Genomic DNA, 21,378 nt, shown 5'->3' with positions numbered 1-21,378 from the left:
AATGAGTCGCAGCTTGATTTTCGGTGGTGCCCGCTCAGGTAAAAGTGCGTATGCAGAACAACTGGCGCTTCGTCTTTCTGCGGAAGGTAGCAAGCAGGTGATTTACCTCGCAACGGCAGCAGCGGCAGACAGTGAAATGCAGCAACGCATCGTTCATCACCAAAGTCGCCGCCCGGCAGATTGGCAAACCATAGAGCAAACAACCGCACTGGGCGCAGCGATACAGGAATACAGTCAGCCCGGAACAGTCTTGCTGATTGATTGCCTGACCGTCTGGCTGTCGAATTTATTATTTTCAGAAAATGTGGAATTTCCTGAGGTCGGTCAGATTACGCCGCCAGCATTATTCGCTGAACAACGGAGCGAAATGCTGAACGCGCTTGAACAGGCAAAGGGCGATGTCATTCTGGTGTCGAACGAAGTAGGCATGGGGATCGTCCCGATGGGGGCGATTTCACGCTGGTTTGTGGATGAAGCCGGGCGTTTGAATCAGGCAGTGGCCGCCAGTTGCGACAAGGTCGTCTGGGTTGCGGCGGGCTTACCTTTATTTTTAAAGGGCGCACCATGCTGATGATGACGGGTTTGACTACTGCCTTGTGTTTACTGTTCGGTGTCGTGCTGGATATGGCATTCGGCGAAGTCAGAAAATGGCATCCGCTGGTGGGTTTTGGTCATCTGGCAAATCGGGTCGAACAAGGCCTGAACCGCGCATCGGCAAGCCGCTGGACAGGGGCTATTGCCTGGCTGCTGGTCGTGCTGCCGTTCGTATTGCTCGCGATACTGGGTTTGTGGTTTGCCCATCATTACACGACCTGGCTGGCACCTGTATTGCATGGCATTTTGCTGTATTTCTGCCTCGGCTTACGCAGCTTACGCGACCACAATTTACCGATACAGCAAGCGCTGCTTGACGGCGATCTCGCGACGGCACAAAGGCTGACATCGTATATCGTCAGTCGCGATACCGATGATGCGGATGAAGAATATCTGGCCAAAGCCAGCGTTGAATCGGTGTTGGAAAACGGTTGTGATGCGGTATTCGGCACCTTGTTCTGGTTTATGTTGTTGGGTGGTGCCGGTGCTGTTTTATATCGTCTGGCAAATACCCTGGACGCCATGTGGGGTTATCGTTCCAGCCGGTTTTTACGTTTTGGCTGCGTGGCGGCGCGTATTGACGATGGCTTGAATTGGCTGCCTGCACGCCTGACAGCGCTGACTTATGCCGTTCTCGGCAACACGCGTCTGGCCTTGCAGTGCTGGCAGCATCAGGCACCACGCTGGCCCAGTCCGAATGCGGGTCCTGTCATGGCAGCGGGAGCCGGTGCGCTGAATCTGACCTTGGGCGGTAATGCCCGCTACGATGGTGAGAATGAAAACCGTCCGCTGTTAGGCAAAGGCAAGTTAGCGGTGGCATCGGATATTCAGCGTGCATGGCAACTGGTTTTTAGCGGCACCCTGTTGTGGACTGGCATCATCGTCCTGGCAGCGTTGTTTTTAAGCGGGATTTTATATGCTTAAACACGGCGGCAATTTACGTGATGCAGCAAAGATGTTTTCTCGTCCGCTCGATGACTGGCTGGATTTATCGACCGGCATTAGCCCTCATTTCTATCCTGCGCCTGCGCTTGCACCAAACGCCTGGCACCGGTTGCCTGAGTATTCCGATGATTTAATCCATGCCGCGCAGACCTTTTACGGCGCACCGCACATGCTCGCGGTGGCTGGCAGTCAGGCGGCAATTCAAGCATTGCCACGTTTGCGTTCGCTTTCGCGGGTGGTGGTATCTGCACCGTCTTATGCCGAACATGCGTATCAATGGCGGCAGGCCGGACATGCGGTGAGTGAAACCCGTTATGAGGATTTGCACGACGCAGTGGCAAATTCCGATGTGGTGGTGTTGTGTAATCCAAATAATCCTACCGGTGAGGTGATCGCCCCGGCGCAACTTCTGCAATGGGCTGAACAACTGGCGCAGCGCGGCGGTTGGCTGATCGTGGACGAGGCGTTTGCCGATACCTTGCCGGAGATCAGTGTCGCAGCGCACACCCAGCGTGAGGGATTAATCGTCTTGCGTTCAGTCGGCAAATTTTTTGGTCTGGCTGGCATTCGGCTTGGTTTCGTCGCTGCCAGCAGCGCCTTACTGGATCGCCTTGCAAATTACCTAGGACCATGGACTATCAGCGGACCGGCACAACAAATTGCCATCTCTGCTTTGTCGGATACGAGCTGGCAACAGCATCAACGACTGCTTTTACAGCGAGAAGGTGAACGCTTGCGCTGTCTGTTGATACAGCAAAACTGGCAATGTTCCGGCACGGATTTATTTCAATGGATCAGTGACCACCACTTACAACAGCAAAGTCAAGCGCTATGCCATTTCATGGCAGAACGCGGCATCTGGTTGCGCTGGTTTGAAGAAGGGGCGTACAGGCCGCATGGCGTGCGTTTTGGCTTGCCTGCAAATGAAGCCGGGTGGCAGCGTTTGCAACTGGCCTGTGCTGAATGGACGAGCCAGATATGAGCGTCAATGTCAGTCGCAACAATGAGAGCAAAAAAGAGAGTAAAAAAGAGAGTAAAAAAGAGGATAACTACGTGAACTTATTTTTCTGTCATTTTTTCGTATTGGGTATCGTCACTCTGTTGTTGTCAGCATCGGCGCAGGCGGCGATCAGTGTGACGGATGACCTTGGTCATACCGTCAGTTTAGCCAAGCCGGCACAACGCGTGATCAGCCTGTCACCGCATGTGACGGAATTGATTTTTGCTGCTGGTGCCGGTGACAAAATTATCGGCACAGTCAAATACAGTGATTATCCTGCGGCGGCAAAGGATATTCCACGCATAGGCGATAACCGACAGTTTGATCTGGAACGCATTATGGCGATGAAACCTGATTTGCTGGTGATCTGGATGCACGGTGCTTTTGAGCGCCAGTTGGAAGTGTTGAAGCAATCGGGCGTGCCATTTTTTTTCAGCGATCCGCAAAAGCTGGAGCAGATTCCTGACACCATCCTCAAACTCGGGAGTTTGCTTGGTACCGAAAAAGCCGCCCAACTTTCAGCGAACGATTTCCGCCAGCAGTTGCAGCAACTGCGTGCGCAGTATCAGGGAAAAGCGAAAGTGCGTACGTTTTATCAGGTATGGCACAAGCCTTTGTATACGCTCAATGATAAGCATATTGTCAGCGATGCGATACGTGTCTGCGGCGGTGAAAATATTTTTGGCAAACTGAATGTGACCGCACCTGTCGTCAGCGTTGAAGCCGTGTTGCAGGAAAATCCGGAAGTGTTAATCAGTGCGGAAAGCCGCAATCAGGCTTCAAATGGTATCGACCAATGGAAAAGCATGACATCGTTGCTGGCCGCAAAAAACAATAATCTGGTACTGATTGATGGCGATCTGGTGAACCGATCCGGCCCGCGGATTATTGATGGCGCTAAAGCGATATGTGAAGCGCTGGAGCAAGCGCGGCAAAAACGCGAGAAATCTGCGACTTCATCACAAGGAAAAAAATGAATACCACCCCTTTGTTTGAGCGTATCGCCTGCTTATCTACCGAAGCTGTGGAAGTTTTATATGCGCTAGGCGCAGAAGATTGCATCGCAGGTATTTCCGGCTACACCACAAGACCAGCGCGTGCCCGTGATGAGAAACCCAAGGTCAGTGGTTTTTCCTCTGCTCAGATTGAGCGGATACTGGCGGTGAAGCCCGATCTGGTGATTGCCTATTCCAATATGCAATCCGAGATTGTGCGCGAATTGATCAGCGCTGGTATTGAAGTCCATGCGTTCAATCAGCATCATGTTGCAGGTATTCTGCACATGATCAAAGTGTTAGCTGCACTGGTAGGGAAACAGGAGCAGGGTGCGCAGTTGATCGCAGAACTGCAGGCGCAAATCGATGTTATCCGCCATCAGGCGGCACAGTGGACGCACCGACCGAAGGTTTATTTTGAAGAGTGGAATGAGCCGCTGATGTCTGGTATCGGCTGGGTATCTGAGTTGATACAGATTGCCGGTGGTGACGATGTGTTTGCTGATCTGGCTGGTTTTCATAGCGCCAGACAGCGCATCATCGCAGACCCGGCCGAAGTGGTTCGACGCGCGCCGGATATCATTATCGGCTCATGGTGCGGAAAAAAATTCCGGCCGGACAGTGTGGTTACACGCGAAGGCTGGGATGCGATTCCGGCTGTTCGTCATGGGCGGGTATTGGAAATCAAATCGGCAGACATACTCTCGCCGGGGCCTTCGGCAATCCAGCACGGACTTCTGCAATTGCATGTACTGATTGCGGAGTGGCAGGCCTCGCAACCTTTGTCTGTAAAACGTTCGTCAGTCGCCCCGGAAGTCGCGGCTTAATTCCGTGGAAATCAACAGGACAGTTTTTTCCTTTTTTTATTTGCCCCGGTGTTTGCCGGAACCTTTTAAGAAAGCGTAGTCGCATGCAGATTTCTACTTTAATGGTACAGGGCACGACGTCGGATGCGGGCAAAAGTACGGTGGTTGCAGCGCTCTGTCGCTTGTTGCAGCGAGACGGTGTGAGGGTGGCGCCGATGAAGCCGCAGAACATGGCGCTCAATAGCGCCGTGACGATTGATGGCGGCGAGATCGGGCGTGCCCAGGCTTTACAGGCCATCGCCGCCGGTGTGCCTGCTCATACTGATATGAATCCTGTATTGTTGAAACCCTCGTCCGATACCGGGGCGCAAGTCATCATTCATGGCAAGGTGCGTGCAGATATGGATGCGCGCGATTACCACCAGTACAAAACCATTGCGATGGGGGCTGTGCTGGAATCGTATCAGCGTCTGCAACATCAATACGACGCGATTATTGTTGAAGGCGCAGGCAGCCCCGCCGAGGTGAATCTGCGTGATCGTGATATTGCCAATATGGGTTTTGCGGAAGCGGTCGATTGTCCGGTGATACTGGTGGCGGATATTGATCGCGGCGGTGTCTTTGCCCATTTCATTGGTACGCTGGCGTGTTTATCTGAATCCGAGCAACAGCGCATTGTCGGCTTTGTGATTAATCGTTTTCGTGGCGATATCCGCTTGCTGGAACCAGGGCTGGAATGGCTGGAACAAAAGACTGGTAAACCTGTGCTCGCAGTTTTGCCGTATCTGCATGGCTTACAGCTGGACGCCGAAGATGCGATACAACCAGCACAACAAAGTAGCGGAAAATTCCGCATCATCGTACCTGCGATACCGCGTATTTCCAATCACACGGATTTTGATGCCTTGCGTGCGCATCCCGATGTTGATTTACAGTTTATCGGCCCTGATCATGCGATCCCGCCTGCTGATCTGATTATTTTGCCCGGCAGTAAAAATACCCGTGCCGATCTGGCATTTCTGCAGCACCAGGGATGGCAGCAAGCGTTGGAAAAACATCTGCGCTACGGCGGCAAAGTGATAGGCATTTGCGGTGGCTATCAGATGTTGGGACAGATCATCAGTGACCCGTATGGCGTCGAAGGTACCGCAGGTGATTCGGATGGTTTAGGTTTGCTGGATATCACAACCGAGCTGACGCAGGAAAAACGTCTGCAACAGGTCAGTGGTTACTGTGCTTTCGGATTTGCCGCAGATGGTGCACCGGCGGCAGTGCAGGGCTATGAAATTCACATGGGGTTGACATACGCCAGCAATGAAACCTTGCCCGCATTTCACCTGAATGGCGAGGACGAAGGCGCCCGCTCACCGGATGATCTGATACTCGGCACTTATCTGCATGGATTATTTGATCACCCTGAAGCTTGCAGCGCCTTACTTGCATGGGCGGGTCTGCAAAGTGACGCGGTCGTTGATTTGTCTGCATTACGCGAACAGAGCATTGATCGCGTGGCAGATGCCTGCATACCGCTACTCGACGCTTTGCGCGCCTTATAGCCGGAAGGAGTGACGACCACAGCTGGTGAAAGTGATTGTGAGTTTGTTGTCTTCATGCGCATAATGAACATCTTACCTGTCGGTATTTATGTCGGCGGCATGCTCGCTTTTGCCAACACTTAATGACTTCTCACTCTACTACTCGCTCTCACTATCATGCCTTTACGATTACTGCGTCCACTTGTTCTGGCTTTACTTTTTTCGTCATCTGTCGCGCATGCTGCTGATGCCCGGCTGTTTCAGTATTCAACAATCGATGCTTTGCTTGCCGGTGCGTATGACGGCAATATTTCCGTGGCTGAATTAGCCAGACACGGTGATTTCGGAATAGGTACATATAACCGTGTCGATGGCGAGATGATACTGATTGACGGCGTGTTCTACAAAGCAAAGGGCAACGGCAAAGTCGAAACCGTGTCGCCGCAAGAACTTTCTCCGCTGGCGATCGTTACTTATTTTCAGCCGACGAAAGAAATCAACCTTGCAGGTGTGGCGACGCTGGCCGAACTGGAAGCGCAACTCGATGTCAGTCTGAGTAATAAAAACGCTTTCTATGCGATACGCATTCAAGGAAATTTTGCGGAGATGACCACGCGCGCCATCGATCCGCAAAAGAAACCTTACAAACCTTTGGCTGAAGTCACTAAGACTCAATCAGTTTTTAAACTTGGCAGCACCTCAGGGCAATTGATAGGATTTCGCAGTCCCGCATTTGTCAAAGGCTTTAATGTGCCGGGTTATCACTGGCATTATTTGTCTGATGATGTCAGTCATGGCGGTCATGTGCTGTCGTTGCAACTGACGGCAGGCAAGGTAAACATCGCCACGATTTCTACGGTTGAATTGCAGGTGCCGGATACTGAAGGTTTCATTCATGCCGATCAGTCAAAAGACCGGGCGCAGGAATTACACGCAGTCGAAAAAATCCGGGAGTAAAACATCGTGTTTTGATCTGACGATACCTTTGGGTGCAAAAGTTAATACCTTGTGTTTCATGCAATGGATCAGACGGAATTGCATTACACTCATTTTTTCTTTTGCCCGGGGTAAGCAATGCGTAAATTATCTGTATGGATGACGGGAGTCTGTGTCGCGTCTGTCATAGCGTCGGCACAGGCGTCGGAGCCTGCGACAAATCCTGATGAAGTTGCGGCATCATCGGTGCAGATTTCAGCAACCCGCGACCCGGAATTGAAATCTTACCGGCAATTACTCAAGGGTTTAAACGCGTACGAATCTCACCTGTCAATAGCCCCCGGTTCTGTCTTTCGTTTCCAGTTAATTCCTCAGAAGCCGGATGTCAGTCTGCATGATGTCGGCTTGCGTATCGTCAGCGATGACAGTTCAATACCGATTCCCGTCGCGAAAGATGGCGGTTTCACCTTGCCGCGTGATAAAAAAGCGGAAGCCGATAATGCAGATTTACTGACGAATCAGAAGAAGGGGAGCTTTCGCTGGCGGCCGGAAGTTCGCAGCGCCGGATTAGCTGCCAACACGCGCCGCCTTGGTGACCTGCGTCTGGAGTGTGAAATACGCTGGGCAGTCGAATATGATGAGTTGCCATTCCTGCGGCGGAATATGTTTCGTGCGGCTGGCGGCCCATGTCATTCATCAATGATCACGGTCATTTATTTCTCACCATTTAAAAGCAGTGCTGTCACACTGGTGTCCGGCGAGCGCAAGATGGCACTGACATTGCTTGCTGATGGCCTGCGTTATTCACCACCATTGCATGAGCAGAGTTGGAATGATGACGCTGTAATTGTGTTTGAACCCGTCGCCCAGCAATGACCTGCCTTCAGACAGGTATAGGCGGCGTTGACGATCAAGGAACCGCTTCTTTTCTGTTTAATTAATCGGCGTAGCTGACGATGACGCTAAACTTTGCGAAGGAAAGATGGGCAGTCAGAGCATTGAATAAATTGCTGGCGGCGCTTACTTTTTAGCGCCGTCTTTTGGTTTCCAATCGTCCGCCAGCGCTTGTGCTTCCTCGATCTGATCTTTACTCATTTTTTTTGCGACGTAGTCGCGATAGAGCGCCGCGTCATCGTAGTCTCCGGCGAGCGTCAGCCATTTATAGGCTTCCGTCAGATCAATGCGAAGACCTTTTCCCTTGAAGTACATGAGGCCGAGCTGGTATTGTGCACTGGCATTATTCTGCTCGGCAGCGAGTTCAAACAGTTCGCGGGCTTTTGTGTAATTGAGCGGCGCGCCCTGGCCATTCACATATAAAACACCAAGGCTGTATTGTGCGTCGGCGTAACCGAGTTCTGCTGCTTTTGTGAACCAGATAACGGCGGTCTTGTAGTCTGGTGCAACGCCTTTGGCTTTTGCATACATACGCGCCAGATTGACTTGCGCCCGGACATTATTTTGTTCCGCCGATTGCTGAAACAGTGCGCGTGCTTTTTGATAGTCTTGCTCTATACCTTCGCCGTTCAGATACATCAGCCCAAGGTTAAATTGGGCATCAGCGTTGCCTTTGTTTGCTGCGGACTGAAATGCTTTAGCGGCTTCGGTAAATTCCTGTTGCTCATACAAAGCGACACCATCCTCGAAATCACCGGCGCAGACACTTTGCAACGTGAATCCTGATAGCGTGATGACGAAGAGTGCAACGAGGTGCTTGAAAGGGCGCGAATTCATATGCAAGCCTTGAGGTAACGGAAAAAAATAGCGGATAAGGATGAGCTATTCTAGTCGCTTTTATTTTGCCTTTGCGGCCAGATTTAAAAATCCTTCACATAACCAGAATTCAGCCCGCCGTTTCTGTGCTGACCTTATCCCAGTCATTTTCATCATCGTATCGAATCAACCAGTTCACCACTTTGTGCCATTCATGTACAGCCACGGCATCCAGGCGGCCCGGGGTTGGCTTGCCAGTGATGTGGGCGTGGCGTACTGCCCAGTGCATGCGATACAGCAGATCTGCCCAGTCAAGTAATACGGACTTTGAACGCAGATGGATTTGTGATCGCAGATTGTCCGGGTGACTGGCAATTTGTTGCCACAACGGTTCTGCGATCGCCTCTTTATAACAACCATCAGGCATACCTATGGTTTTTTGTATGCCGCAACACCAGGCCAGAAAATGCAATGCGTCTGCGGATAACTCCGGGGCTGGCATCGCGGGACCAACTGAATGCTTCCGCATGAGTTGGCGTTCACCTTCGGAAAAATACGAATTGATCTGCTGCGTGTGAATGACATCAAGCACCGTCGCCCGTTGTTGCGCATTCTGTAAGTGCCAGATGGAAGTCAGTGCGATCAGACGTTGAAAAACGTCTTCATTGCTGCGCAGTTGAATTTCATCTTCACTCTCGATGAGCGGTAATTGCAGATTGATGCGTATGCCACGTTTGTGCAGCGTCAGTTCTGACAACTCTTTTCGCAGTTCCGGAGATTTCATAACAGACAGAGATAAAAAAGGTCTGAGATTGTAACAGTGGCGGGCGGATATTCCTCATCTTGCTCTCCGGATGAAATTAATTTTCATCAAGCTGGACGCCGGAAATCAGCATGTCATCCATGATTTGCGACTCAGTACGCAAATTTATGGAAGCAGAAAAATGGGTGAGATTAAACGTTATCAGATCTAATTTGATCTGATAAGACCTCTGTCAGCGGATTGTTATAGCCTATCAAAAGGCGAGTGCTTCTTCTTGTATCTCCGGCTTTACGCAGTGACTCAATTGCTCAATCACATTGTCGACACTGATGGCATCAACCCAGTCATGACGGTGATTCGAGGTAATCACTTTGCTATGAATCTGATCGAACGGCGCCCATTCAGGATTTTTTTGACGCATCAGCGCAATCACGGGCACATGTACTGCATTGGCAAGATGCATCACAGCGGTCTCAACAGAAATGATTAAGTCGCACCAGCTCAGCATTGCCGGTAGTTGAAAGAAATTTTCTTGCGCTGAGAAAAACTGGGTATTTTTCAGATTGTATTCTTTTAAGGCCGCCTGAGTTTGTGCCAGCTTTTCTGGCGGCGCGCTGACGACGAAACATGCGCCACGCCAGGCTTTCATTGCTTGCATGGCTTTAATTAATCCGGCGACTTTTGCCAGCGGCCAGCAACGCTTATTAATCTTGGCAAACGGATTAATGAATACCACTTTGCATTTGGTTTTATCGAAGCCCCATTCTTCCAATTGAAAGCGCGCTTGCTGCAGCCACTGTTTTGGAATGTTCACATACGGGAATAAGTCTTCTTCTTTGCTCTCGATTCCAAACGCCTGGTTAAACCAGTCTGCATAGATCGTGCTGATGTGCACTTGCTGACCTTGAAAGCGGTTTTCCAGAATCGTGGCATCTAATTTTTTGTAGGCAAAAAGATGATGCAGCTTCAGCAGGCTGACCGGTTGTTTGATTCCAGCGATATACCCTTGCGGACTGAGTTTGCGCGCCAGCGAAGCATAGTGCTGAGGACGCAGAATGGAGAGTGAAACAACGATGGGATATTCTTCATCTTTCGCTTCCTGAATACTTTCTGCCAGCAATGTCGGGTTGTAAGTACGGCGATAAACCTTGCGGAACAAATCACAGTCGCTGACCCAGTCATATAGCGCATATTTTTCCAGAAATGGCCATTGGCGTTCATCGCGGGTGCGGCGTAACTCATCCACCCACAAATGCATTTCGATATGCGGATATGCCTGTGAAAATGCCTTAAAAGAATTTTGTAAATAGCTGAAGTCGCCAATGGCGAGCGGCGCGACGAATAATATTTTTTTTGTTTTTTTGAGTAAATCAGCGGGAATTTGTTGCGTGGACATGAAAGGGTGGTGCTTTTCAGAAGATGGAATTGTACTGACTTGGTTACAGTTTGACACAGATACGGAAATTTGGTTCCGTTGCTGACAGGAAAACATATTCGCGATTGTGCTTAAGCAGTGAAGCATCTAATGCGAAATGGAATTCCATAGTGTGAAATTAACGCTGTAATTGCGAAGGATATTTTATCTCATTTTCTGAAAATGTATTTCATATAGCAAAAATATGAATTTAACTTATTGAATATAAAAGAAAAAAATTAAGTTATATGTCTTATATAAGAGTTGGCTTGGTTTCCGAAATGGTCTATCATTAACCCATACAGTTTTGCTTCAACCTGCTGTTTTACCGGTTCGATTCTGAACAGATAGGGCGGCACACGATATTGCTTCGTTAATTTTTTTACCTCTCTAGGAGATTCACATGTCACAGTATCAAGACGACATCAAAGCCGTTGCCGGACTCAAAGACAAACAAGGTAGTGCCTGGAACGCGATCAACCCTGAATCCGCTGCACGTATGCGTGCTCAGAACAAATTCAAAACTGGCCTGGATATCGCACGCTACACTGCGAAAATCATGCGTCAGGATATGGCTAATTACGATGCCGATCCTTCCAAATACACTCAGTCTCTGGGTTGCTGGCACGGTTTCATCGGTCAACAGAAGATGATTTCTATCAAGAAACACTTCAACAGCACTGATCGTCGTTACTTATACCTGTCTGGCTGGATGGTTGCTGCATTGCGTTCTGAATTTGGCCCATTGCCAGATCAGTCCATGCATGAAAAAACTGCTGTTTCCGATCTGATCAGAGAACTCTACACTTTCCTGCGTCAGGCTGATGCACGTGAACTGGGCGGTTTGTTCCGTCAACTCGATGCTGCTGAAGGCGCTGCCAAACAAGCGATTCAAGACCAGATCGATAACCATGTGACGCACGTAGTGCCTATCATCGCTGATATCGATGCTGGTTTCGGTAACGCTGAAGCGACTTACCTGTTGGCGAAACAGTTCATCGAAGCCGGTGCATGCTGTATCCAGGTTGAAAATCAGGTTTCGGATGAAAAACAATGCGGTCACCAGGATGGTAAAGTCACTGTTCCTCACGAAGATTTCCTCGCGAAAATCCGTGCGATTCGTTACGCATTCCTGGAACTCGGCGTGGATGACGGCATTATCGTTGCACGTACTGACTCTCTGGGTGCTGGTCTGACGAAACAAATCGCTGTGACACGTGAACCTGGCGATCTGGGCGACAAATACAACTCCTTCCTTGACGTTGAAGAAGTATCGACTGATTCCATGGCAAATGGTGACGTTGTGATCAAACGTGATGGCAAACTGCTGCGTCCTAAACGTCTGCCAAGTAACTTGTTCCAGTTCCGTGCCGGTACAGGTGAAGAGCGTTGCGTACTCGATTGCATCACATCTCTGCAAAACGGCGCAGACTTGTTGTGGATCGAAACTGAAAAACCACATATCGCTCAGATCGGCGGCATGGTCAGCGAAATTCGTAAAGTGATTCCAAATGCGAAGCTGGTTTACAACAACAGCCCATCATTCAACTGGACACTGAACTTCCGTCAACAAGTATTTGACAGCATGCAAGCAGCAGGCAAAGACGTATCTGCCTACGATCGCACTAAGCTGATGAGCGTTGACTATGACAATACAGAACTGGCGATCACTGCTGATGAAAAAATCCGTACATTCCAGGCTGATGCAGCCCGCGAAGCAGGTATTTTCCATCACCTGATCACTTTGCCGACTTACCATACTGCTGCCTTGTCCACTGACAATCTGGCTAAAGAATACTTCGGCGACCAAGGTATGCTGGGTTATGTTGCTGGCGTTCAGCGTAAAGAAATCCGTCAGGGTATCGCTTGCGTGAAACATCAGAACATGTCCGGTTCCGACATCGGCGATGATCACAAAGATTATTTCAGCGGTGAAGCTGCATTGAAGGCAGCTGGTAAAGACAACACAATGAATCAGTTCTGATAAAACTGCATGGTGAGCCTCAGGCTCACCATGTTCATAAAATAAACCCTGAAAATTGCTTGGCAGTTTTCAGGGTTTTTCTATGGGAAACCGATATCTGAGGTCGGCATTCGCGTTCTAAACGCAAACACTGATGCCAGCGTCAACGCAGACGCCAGATGACCACTTAATGTAACGGTACTCTGTCTGGTGCGACGAATGCCAGACCTTCTTCAAATGAGCGTAGCACCATATCGACATGTTTATTCACCGCCGATTGTTCTGCCAGATTGTCTTCAGAGAGCAGGCGAATAGTCACGATCAGCGCATGTGGAAGATTGCTGCGAAGCTCATTCACAATGGGAATCCAGTCTGCAAGTGTGGACGCAAGCGGATAGGTGATAAATACCGTTGAGACGATATTTGCCCCGTCTTCCCCCGGATCTTCATGATGATCGCCAAAAGAAAAACTACGCGCGTCGATGTTCACTTCCCGTAGTGCCATTACGAACAGCTCGCTCAGCAAGTCATCGCGTTCGCTGTCAAAACCCGCGCATAAAACGACCGAACGTGATGGCACATTCAGTGAGCCTTGCCAGCGACCCAGGCGCTTTTTACGCATCTGTCGTAAATGCGCGCCGACATTGGCATCCAGCATGGAAACGGCACGTCGCTTACGATTTTTATCGTCACCATAGGATGCCTGACTGACCGTTTCAGCAAGTGTGGCAATCGTTGTGCGAATTTTATTTTGCTGCGTTTTCTCCAGCAATCCATTTTCGAAATCATGCGCTCCGAGGGAAAGTCCCGGAATCAGGATGTGATCACAATATTTAGCAAAGCTGAATTTACGCAAAAACACTTGCGCATCGGTCACGATGGCATCGGTATCTGCGGCCAGTAAACGATGGAAAAAACGATGTGCCTCGTCCACGTTCGGCGTGTCCGCAAACAATATCGTGATCGGTTCCAGCGCGCTGACATGACGCCCGGCAACGACCAGACATAAAGTCAGCGGCGTTGACAGCAGCAGACCAATCGGCCCCCACAGTGCCCCCCAGAATAAGGCCGATACCATCACGGCCAGCGGTGACAGGCCAGAACTGTGTCCATAAACTTTGGGCTCCACCCAGTTCGCTACCAACACTTCGATCGCGCCGAAAAAGGCCATACAGACGATCGCCAGAGTCCAACCGGGATCGATTGCTGCGACAAATAGCGTAATCATGCCGCCAGCAATTAATGCACCCAGATAAGGAATAAAACGCAATAAGCCACTCAATGCGCCAAACAGAAAGGCATGCGGCACACCCGCTGCCCACAAGGCGAGGGCGACGATAATAGCGAATGCGGTGTTGACCAGAAATTGCGAAAAGAAAAAACGCGAGACGCCTTCCGTCGCATCCCCCAGCGCCTTGATCGTGCGGCCAACTTCGCTTTGCCCTGTCAGGCGTATCGCCCGGTCGCGTAAAGATTCATGATCAAGCAGGATAAATATCAGCAGCACCAATACCAGAAACGCCTCACCGACTGGCCCGGAAATGGACGACAGCAAACGTGTAATCGTTTCCGTTGTGGTTGGTTGCGGTGTGCGGATTTCTACAGGAATTGGCAGGTTTTGCCCGGACGGTAAAGTCCTCTCGTTTTGCATCGCCGGATCTGCTGACGGGAAGCTATTTGATGACACCGCCTTCATTTCCGCTTCTATGTGCGCAAATGGTCGCTCAGTGATCTGCCGCACCATTGCCAGCTTGGATTGAATCGCCGCGCGATATTGCGGAATTTCTGTAGTGACACTGACTAACTGCGAGGTCAGAACCGCACCGATGCCGATGATACCGGCACCGATAAAAATGACTGCACTGAAGGTAGCTGTCACACGCCCCATGCCCAAGCGTCGCAAGCTGCGTATCAGCGGTGCGATGATCAGGCTCAGTATTGATGCCAGTACGATAGGTTCCAGCACCTCTCGTCCAAAATGCAGCAGAGCCAGAACGCAAATAAGACTGACCAGCGAAGTCGCGGTTGATCTTGCAACAGAAGGGGAATTAGGCATGTGTTAATCCGGAAGAGGCAATCGCAAAACGGTAAAGAGACGGAGTAGCGATTATATTTAAACCAGCACCGAATGGCGCAGCATTGTCAGTGTGACATAAAAAAATTTGCAGCGCTGAAAGGCGTTTGCGGCGCAATCTGCGGCGAGAGATAAACGATGACGAACGACGATGAATGGATACTAATGAGATGTGGGTGGTGAATATGGGCGATGATATAAGTCGAGCCCGAACGCCCGAAGACTGATCACGTCATATTATCGAGACGTTTGGCGACCGCGACCAGCCATTGACGGATAACGGTTTCGTTTTCCGCACAAACGTCGGCCAGTAACTCTTTTTCAGCGGCACTGACGGCTGCTTTGCAGTGCTTTAGTAAACGCCGACCAGCAGGGGTCATCTGAATAATTTGTATCCGTCCATGTTCTGCATGCGGTGATCGAGAAACGATTTCTGCCCGCTCCAGATTGCCGATAATCACACTCATTGTTTGCGGTGTCAGTAACGAGAGCCGCGCGAGCTCGGCACCCGACGCATCGGGATATGCCGCCAGCATCGTCAGCACCGAAAACTGAGGCAGCGTCACGCCCATGGCTTGTAAGGTTTTCTCCATTCTGATTCTGTGAGCCGCATGTGCCTGCCTGAGCAGGTAGCCAATGTGGCCGTCTTCGCCGCGTTTGCCTTCGCCTATTGCGGGAATGGATGTGCTGTGCAGTCGCGTCTTGCGCATGATGTAAGAACTCGTATATTATTGTTCGAATTCTTATATTAACTCTTTTGCTCCCGATATGACAACACTAACGCAGCGTGGATTTGACTGGTCATCCTATGAAAAAACAGCGCCGGGCGTGATCGCGGCGCTGAGCCAGTTGGGTAAAGCTATTGATGAATCCGGCTTGGAAAAATCGCTGACTGAACTCATCAAACTAAGAGCATCGCAGATGAATGGCTGCGCATTCTGCCTGCAGTTTCATTTAAATCTGGCGCGCAAAATAGAGTTGCCTCAGCAAAAAATTGATTTGCTGGCGGCGTGGCGGGATACGGAAATTTACTCTGCCCGTGAATGTGCCGCACTGGCATGGACGGAAGCGCTGACTTTGATGTCGCAACAGCACATCGCAACGGAGGTGTATGCGGAATTGGCTGCCTCGTTCAGCCCGACCGAAATCGCTTTTCTGACTGCCGCGATCGGTGCCATTAATGCGTGGAATCGCATCGCTGGCGCTTTACAGTTTACGCCGCCTTTTCCTGCCAGTTCAGCGGCGCGTTAATTTTAGGATTTTAAGAAATTTGAGAAAATGTCTGCGCATTTATCGCCACTGTTTGCATCGGATGCACTTCATCGTGGAATGAGAATGTCGGCAGATTCGTCGTGCTGTGAAATAGTCACGCGCTTCATCAGCGGCTGGCGCTGCTTATCGTCGGTCAGCGTGCCGCAGTCACAGCAAGAACCAATGCAGCTAAGCCTTCGCCATCAAGGAGTCACAGTGAAATGAATATACGCCCTATGCAAAAATATCTTGGAAGTTGCCACTGTGGTGCCGTGCGCTTTCAGATCGAAACAGATTTTCCAGAACTGACGATGTGCGACTGCAGCATCTGCCGCCGTAAAAATGCGCTGATGGTCAAAGTACATGAAAGTCAATTTCAATTGCTGGCAGGTGAGGATTCGCTCACCGAGTATCAGTTCCACACCAAAACCGCGCGACACTTCTTTTGCAAAGTCTGCGGCATCTATCCATTCCACCGCAAACGGGTGACGCCAGACAACCTCGGCATCAACGTCCATTGCCTCGAAGGCTTTGACCCAACGGACATCCCCGTGCGTCAGGCGGTCGGCGCCGCCATGTTGTAAACCAGAGCCCAATCTGCCGACACAACTGCGCACGCAGCTTTAGCGCATCGTATTATTCACCGCTACATCCATAGCGCAGGCATCGTAAAACGCTTGCGACATGCATTTTTTGTGCTTAGCGCGTCTGAAAATACTGGGGGGAGTATATTTAAAGCCCCTTATTTTCTGCTGAGAATAAGGCATTTTTGGCACATACTCCCCTTTTTTTATATAAATGATGGGAATGAGCGAGCGATTTTGAGCTTGCAGCTACCTGACTTAAAATTGACCCATTGTTTCGAGATCAGCATTCAACGGAAATAGCTCTTTGATGCCCTCGTGTTAAACCTCAGGACTCTAAAAACTTTGCAACGTGTTCTCTTTATCTGCAGCATGAACCGCTGGCGCAGCCCGACTGCTGAACAGATCTATTCTGATTATCCTGGCATCGAGTGCGCTTCGGCTGGCCTTAATCGCGACGCTGAGAATCCACTGACACCCGAACTCGTGGAGTGGGCTGAATTGATCTTTGTAATGGAGCGAAAGCATAAGACGAAGCTATCCAGTGAATTTCGGTCGCACCTTCTTGGTAAGCGGGTGATCTGTCTGAACATCCCAGACAACTACAAGTTCATGGATTCAAAGCTCATTGATTTGCTCCATGCAAAAGTTGATGCGTTTCTTCCTCATCAGGGCTAGTGCTTTAATTGCTTAATTTAGCTTAATCGTGTCGACACGTTTTCAACGTGACTTAGCTTTGCCGTCAGCCACATTTTTTACATCCCTGCATCTCAAATTGACCTACGTGCCCAGACTTAGGTAGCTATCGTCTTCGAATTATCAATGAGCGATGGTTTGGTCTTAGTCTTAGCAGGGCTATTTGGTCGTAAAGCGTGCGTGCTTTGCGATGCTGATCTGGGCTTGGGATCATCAAATGAGTTATGTAACGGGCAGGTCGGGGCTTGGAGAGCTAGCTGCTTTTTTATAAAAACGCAGAATAAATCCGCAGAGGAACGGCAGGGCAATACCCGTGAAACCAAAAGAAAAAGCCCTTGAAAAAATCTAGGGCTTTTCTAATTCGAAGGGGGAAGTCAAATCTTCTTCTGAAAGCCTTATAAATAAACATAGTTTATTATTTTTTATAGTTATATGGCTCCAAGCATGGCTCCAAAAATTTGCTCACTCTAAGTTCTGTTGCAGTTGTATGTTGTTTCCTTGAACGTCAGGCGACCAAAATCGTTGAGAAGATATTTTTAGAAATTGACAAAATTTAATTACATTTAACCTTCTTATGACAAATATTTCATTTTTGATTGAATTTTAAGCTCCTTAATAAAAAACTTAATTAGAGGTCGCAAGTCGTAACAAAAATCCGTCCAATATCAGAAATCGTAAAACTATCGGTCAATTGACTATCGCAACAGTTTGCATTGAAGCGGGGGCGGACATTTGAAAATGATTTTCATTTTACAAATTAAATTGATAAAATGTAAATTAATCTCTACGCTCCTTTTGTCGATTTGGTTATCACCAATATTTTTGAGGTATAACCGATTTGAACTAGAAGCAATAAGGGTTTCAAGAGAAAAGAAACCGACAATCCTTTTTTTGTTGCCGGTTAATTTTTCAAAATGAAAATTAAATCACGTTAGGGTTCTAATTATGGAGGCTAAATGAAAGATACAGAATTACGTGGCATCGTTCTTCAGAATTACTATGACAAACGCAGAGAGGCGATGTTTACACCTAATGAAAAAGACTTTCAACAACAGATATCAATTGAAGATATTTGTGCAATTAGTGAGCAGCTAGGTGAGCATAGGCTTATTACATGGAAGACAATTAAAAAATTTGGTGGCGTATCTTTTGGAATGGGAAAAATTTCCGCATTCGGTATTGACGTAGTTGAGGGAGTTGCCACTCCAGACATAAAGGTAGAGTTTGTGCAAAACAAATCAATAAACATTACTGGTTCGTCGAATATCATCGTTGGCGACAATAACCAACAAAATATATCCCACCACGTTCAAGAAATTGTTCGAGCTATTGATGCAAGCCAAGCAACACCCGAAGAAAAATCTGAGGCAAAAGGTATTCTAAAAAAATTCATTGAGCATCCAATGGTTACTGCTATTGCAGGTGGTGCAATTTCATTACTTGGTAGCTAATGCACCCTAACCAATCCATCAAGCGGGACGCGCTAAAGCGCGCGCCTTATATCAAACGTTATGCATCCGGTTAGGAGTCCCCGTTGAGCGAAGAAGTGAAATACGAAGCGCTGCTTATAGACACATCTATCTTTGATGGAAATGGCCTCCGTCTTGAGAAAGGATTACTCGGGAAGCTCACTCAATTCAAGAGAAGTCCTGTTGTATTCCTAATGCCAGATGTCATTTTCGGAGAAATAAAAACTCACCTTGAGAAAAAAATCCGAGAGTCGAGAAGCGCCCTAGAAAAATCTATTAATGAAGCCGGCGACCATTTGTTCTTCGACGGCAGCACACTAACTGATGCGAAAGCTCTACTACTTGATAGCAAGGAAATTGAGGGACTTGCCGAATCAAGGCTGGAGAGCTTCATTGAAAGCACAGGTGCTCTCAGAGTCGAGTGCGCTGAGCATCTGAATATTTCGGACTTGCTCAAGCAGTATTTCTCAAATAAAGCACCATTTTCGGAGTCTGGAAAGAAGAAAAACGAGTTTCCAGACGCCATCACTTTGATGGCGATTGAATTGTGGGCAGAATTAAATGACAAATCAGTTCTTGCGATAGCTCAAGATCCCGACTGGAGTCGATATTGCGAAGAGTCCAAACGGCTGGTTTGTATCAGCGATCTATCTGATGGTTTGGCTTTCTTCAATAAGGCGAATGCACCATACGCATTCTTATCGAGACTGGAAGCAGAGCTAAAGAGCGGTATCGCGCATCAATTTTTAGATGGCGTAGCTTCCCGTTTAAGTTCTGTTCTTGATGGCTTTACACCTGACCAGGATGCTGATTCGTATCTTCATTGGGAACCAGAGGGTAGTAATGGATGGTTTGATAGTTTCTACTTTACATCTAATGAATTCAGAATCATCGAGAGTGATGACGAATATATTGTCCTTGAGGCGAAGGCCGCGATAACAGTTGAGGTTGAGGGAGAGTTCTCGTTGTCTGTTCACGACCCAATAGACGACGACTATGTGTACATCGACGCCGTTGTTGCTAAGGTCAAAAAAGAATTTGAATCAGCGATACTTATAACAATAGTAGGTAATCTTGATGGGCCAATTGAAGAGCTAGAAATTGATGACGTTGAAATCGTTAAGACAATAAAGAGCATTCACTTTGGAACTCTGGAACCAGAATTTAATATTGACGAGTAACAAGCATAACAAGGCAGTCGAGAGTGAAGCCGTGATACTGTTATTCCTTCGAGTGAGCTGCATTTCGCGGCTCGCCTCACTTTTGCGTTAGCCGTTTTCAGCAATTACCTATGGACATCGAAACAGTTCGCCGTATTGCTCTCGCAAGGCACTTGAACCAGCTAGCAATTTCAAGCCTTCGATCCAATAACGATCTACATTTGTTTGCCGCTGCGAATCTGTTGCAGGATGCCGCTGAGGCCTTCCTTGTTGCCATAGCCGATCACGTCGGCGCCGCAGTCGATCAGAACACCAAGTTCGATAAGTATTTTGTCCTGATCGATGAGCGAATTGCACCTAAAGAACTGCCGTTTAAGACGAAGTTGTTGCGTCTAAATAGGATTCGCGTCGATTCAAAACACTACGGCATTCAGCCTGCGCGGGATGAATGCGAAAGGCTCGCAGTTTCTCTTCGCGAGTTCTTCGAGGAAGTCTCACTGTCCATTCTTGGTGTCGTCTTTTCCACGGTGAGTGCAATCGATTTGCTTGAGGACAGCAATTCGAAGAATGCTTTGCTTGAGGCAAGAGCTGCTCTTGATACTGGCGACCACAGCGCCTGCTCTATCGCGTGTCGAAAGGCCCTTTATCTTGAGATTGAGTGGCGGTACGACATTACAAAGTTCAAGGATGGCAAGTCACTTGGGTTGTTAGGTGGTTTTAGTGACTCCCCGTACTTTGCGAGAAATACGGAATACATACAACAGAACGTCCATAACCCGACTGATTTCATCGTGCTTGACCACAGCAAGCTTGATCAGGATTTATTGAAGGATGGTGTTGACCCTACGGCATATTGGAATCTGTGGCGATTAACACCGGAAATATATAGAGCACCTGATGAACAATGGGTGGTCAAAGAAGACTTTGACAAACTAGACGCCGAGTTTCTCGCTGACAAGATCGAGTACATCTTCTCGACGGCAGTAGACATCGTCCTCGGGTTACACACTGCCCGTAAAGCAGTGAAGAGTCGCGGACATCGGAGCTACTTCCTCGAGTTGCGTAGGGAGGAAGTGTCCGTATTTGAGAGTGCGGATAAGGCATCGAAAGTTGTCGCAACCTCACCTCCTAGTCTGGTTCGCATTGACACCGATTACCGCGTCCTTGGGTTGAAGAGCGACGCAATGTACTGGCACGTCAGTCACTTTGGCGATGGCTATCATCTATGGGGCTACATTCATGCTGACGATGTCAAAAACGGCTAACCCTGCAGTCCACGTGACCTGCGCGAAAAGCCGCGCAGGACGGTGACTTTGGACGTTATTGCAATTATTGGTAACGTTGGTAACACCGGTAACGGCAACTCGTCCCTTAGCCCTATCAATCCATCAGCCTATGCATACGTCTAGGGATGACTATAGCTATCACTACAGACACGTACCCATAGATATGTATGCGCTAGATCTAGGCATATACATACCCA

Annotated in this window: 20 protein-coding genes; 15 read left to right on the top strand and 5 right to left on the bottom strand. The window is 48.8% G+C overall.

Annotation, left to right across the window (positions count from 1 at the left end; genetic code table 11):
* Nucleotide 1: 1 nt before the first annotated feature.
* The 8 genes from cobU (at nt 2) to Undi14_RS04800 (ending at nt 7,687) form a co-directional block, all read left to right on the top strand.
* A complete protein-coding gene (gene cobU, locus Undi14_RS04835) occupies nt 2-571 on the top strand; it encodes a bifunctional adenosylcobinamide kinase/adenosylcobinamide-phosphate guanylyltransferase (RefSeq protein ID WP_200178370.1) in 570 nt (189 codons plus the stop codon).
* A complete protein-coding gene (gene cbiB / locus Undi14_RS04830; RefSeq protein WP_200179199.1) occupies nt 571-1,518 on the top strand; it encodes an adenosylcobinamide-phosphate synthase CbiB in 948 nt (315 codons plus the stop codon). The genes cobU and cbiB overlap by 1 nt, the downstream gene beginning before the upstream one ends.
* Nucleotides 1,511-2,521, top strand: coding sequence for a threonine-phosphate decarboxylase CobD (gene cobD / locus Undi14_RS04825; RefSeq protein ID WP_200178368.1), 1,011 nt, complete (start codon nt 1,511-1,513; stop codon nt 2,519-2,521). Before cbiB ends, cobD begins: the two co-directional genes overlap by 8 nt.
* Nucleotides 2,518-3,516 carry a cobalamin-binding protein gene (locus Undi14_RS04820; protein ID WP_200178364.1) on the top strand — a complete coding sequence of 333 codons (999 nt, stop codon included), beginning with the start codon at nt 2,518-2,520 and terminating at the stop codon, nt 3,514-3,516. Before cobD ends, Undi14_RS04820 begins: the two co-directional genes overlap by 4 nt.
* The gene (locus Undi14_RS04815) at nt 3,513-4,361 is read left to right on the top strand and encodes a cobalamin-binding protein (protein WP_200178363.1); all 849 of its coding nucleotides are present in this window, start codon (nt 3,513-3,515) and stop codon (nt 4,359-4,361) included. Before Undi14_RS04820 ends, Undi14_RS04815 begins: the two co-directional genes overlap by 4 nt.
* Before the next feature lie 83 nt (nt 4,362-4,444).
* A complete protein-coding gene (locus tag Undi14_RS04810; protein WP_234030427.1) occupies nt 4,445-5,896 on the top strand; it encodes a cobyric acid synthase in 1,452 nt (483 codons plus the stop codon).
* Between the two features lie 156 nt (nt 5,897-6,052).
* Entirely contained in the window at nt 6,053-6,832 is a 780-nt protein-coding gene (gene budA / locus Undi14_RS04805) for an acetolactate decarboxylase (protein ID WP_200178362.1), read from the top strand.
* Between the two features lie 117 nt (nt 6,833-6,949).
* Nucleotides 6,950-7,687: a hypothetical protein gene (locus tag Undi14_RS04800; RefSeq protein WP_200178361.1), complete on the top strand. Its 738-nt coding sequence runs from the start codon at nt 6,950-6,952 to the stop codon at nt 7,685-7,687.
* 144 nt (nt 7,688-7,831) lie between these two features.
* Here Undi14_RS04800 and Undi14_RS04795 read toward each other — a convergent pair whose 3' ends face one another.
* The 3 genes from Undi14_RS04795 to Undi14_RS04785 all read right to left on the bottom strand — a co-directional run bounded on the left by Undi14_RS04795 (nt 7,832) and on the right by Undi14_RS04785 (nt 10,680).
* Complete coding sequence (locus tag Undi14_RS04795; protein ID WP_200178360.1) at nt 7,832-8,542, bottom strand: tetratricopeptide repeat protein; 711 nt, start codon at nt 8,540-8,542, stop codon at nt 7,832-7,834.
* A gap of 109 nt (nt 8,543-8,651) precedes the next feature.
* Complete coding sequence (locus Undi14_RS04790; protein ID WP_200178358.1) at nt 8,652-9,305, bottom strand: DUF4272 domain-containing protein; 654 nt, start codon at nt 9,303-9,305, stop codon at nt 8,652-8,654.
* A gap of 232 nt (nt 9,306-9,537) precedes the next feature.
* Nucleotides 9,538-10,680 (bottom strand): glycosyltransferase family 9 protein, encoded by a 1,143-nt coding sequence (locus Undi14_RS04785; protein ID WP_200178356.1) that lies wholly within the window; start codon nt 10,678-10,680, stop codon nt 9,538-9,540.
* Nucleotides 10,681-11,101: 421 nt separating this feature from the next.
* On the opposite strand from Undi14_RS04785, the gene Undi14_RS04780 reads away from it, so the two are divergent.
* Complete coding sequence (locus Undi14_RS04780; protein ID WP_200178354.1) at nt 11,102-12,682, top strand: isocitrate lyase; 1,581 nt, start codon at nt 11,102-11,104, stop codon at nt 12,680-12,682.
* Nucleotides 12,683-12,848: 166 nt separating this feature from the next.
* On the opposite strand, the gene Undi14_RS04775 is transcribed toward Undi14_RS04780, so the two are convergent.
* Both Undi14_RS04775 and Undi14_RS04770 read right to left on the bottom strand, forming a co-directional pair.
* Nucleotides 12,849-14,717 carry an AI-2E family transporter gene (locus tag Undi14_RS04775; protein WP_200178352.1) on the bottom strand — a complete coding sequence of 623 codons (1,869 nt, stop codon included), beginning with the start codon at nt 14,715-14,717 and terminating at the stop codon, nt 12,849-12,851.
* Between the two features lie 245 nt (nt 14,718-14,962).
* Entirely contained in the window at nt 14,963-15,445 is a 483-nt protein-coding gene (locus Undi14_RS04770; RefSeq protein ID WP_200178350.1) for a MarR family winged helix-turn-helix transcriptional regulator, read from the bottom strand.
* 58 nt (nt 15,446-15,503) lie between these two features.
* Between Undi14_RS04770 and Undi14_RS04765 the strand changes: the two genes are divergently transcribed.
* The 6 genes from Undi14_RS04765 to Undi14_RS04740 all read left to right on the top strand — a co-directional run bounded on the left by Undi14_RS04765 (nt 15,504) and on the right by Undi14_RS04740 (nt 21,160).
* The gene (locus tag Undi14_RS04765) at nt 15,504-15,986 is read left to right on the top strand and encodes a carboxymuconolactone decarboxylase family protein (protein ID WP_200178340.1); all 483 of its coding nucleotides are present in this window, start codon (nt 15,504-15,506) and stop codon (nt 15,984-15,986) included.
* A gap of 221 nt (nt 15,987-16,207) precedes the next feature.
* On the top strand, nt 16,208-16,570 hold the full coding sequence (locus Undi14_RS04760; protein ID WP_200178338.1) for a GFA family protein: 363 nt from the start codon (nt 16,208-16,210) through the stop codon (nt 16,568-16,570).
* A 345-nt stretch (nt 16,571-16,915) separates the two neighbouring features.
* On the top strand, nt 16,916-17,248 hold the full coding sequence (locus Undi14_RS04755; protein WP_200178336.1) for a low molecular weight protein tyrosine phosphatase family protein: 333 nt from the start codon (nt 16,916-16,918) through the stop codon (nt 17,246-17,248).
* A 974-nt stretch (nt 17,249-18,222) separates the two neighbouring features.
* A complete protein-coding gene (locus tag Undi14_RS04750; RefSeq protein WP_200178334.1) occupies nt 18,223-18,717 on the top strand; it encodes a hypothetical protein in 495 nt (164 codons plus the stop codon).
* An 83-nt stretch (nt 18,718-18,800) separates the two neighbouring features.
* The gene (locus tag Undi14_RS04745; RefSeq protein ID WP_200178332.1) at nt 18,801-19,916 is read left to right on the top strand and encodes a PIN domain-containing protein; all 1,116 of its coding nucleotides are present in this window, start codon (nt 18,801-18,803) and stop codon (nt 19,914-19,916) included.
* A 110-nt stretch (nt 19,917-20,026) separates the two neighbouring features.
* Nucleotides 20,027-21,160: a hypothetical protein gene (locus Undi14_RS04740; protein ID WP_200178330.1), complete on the top strand. Its 1,134-nt coding sequence runs from the start codon at nt 20,027-20,029 to the stop codon at nt 21,158-21,160.
* Nucleotides 21,161-21,378: the final 218 nt, after the last annotated feature.

The organism is Undibacterium sp. 14-3-2, from assembly GCF_016595265.1.
GTDB classification, from domain to species: Bacteria; Pseudomonadota; Gammaproteobacteria; order Burkholderiales; family Burkholderiaceae_D; genus Undibacterium; species Undibacterium aquatile.
Note: the sequence above shows the minus strand (reverse complement) of the source record. Positions and strands in the feature narration are given on the sequence as shown.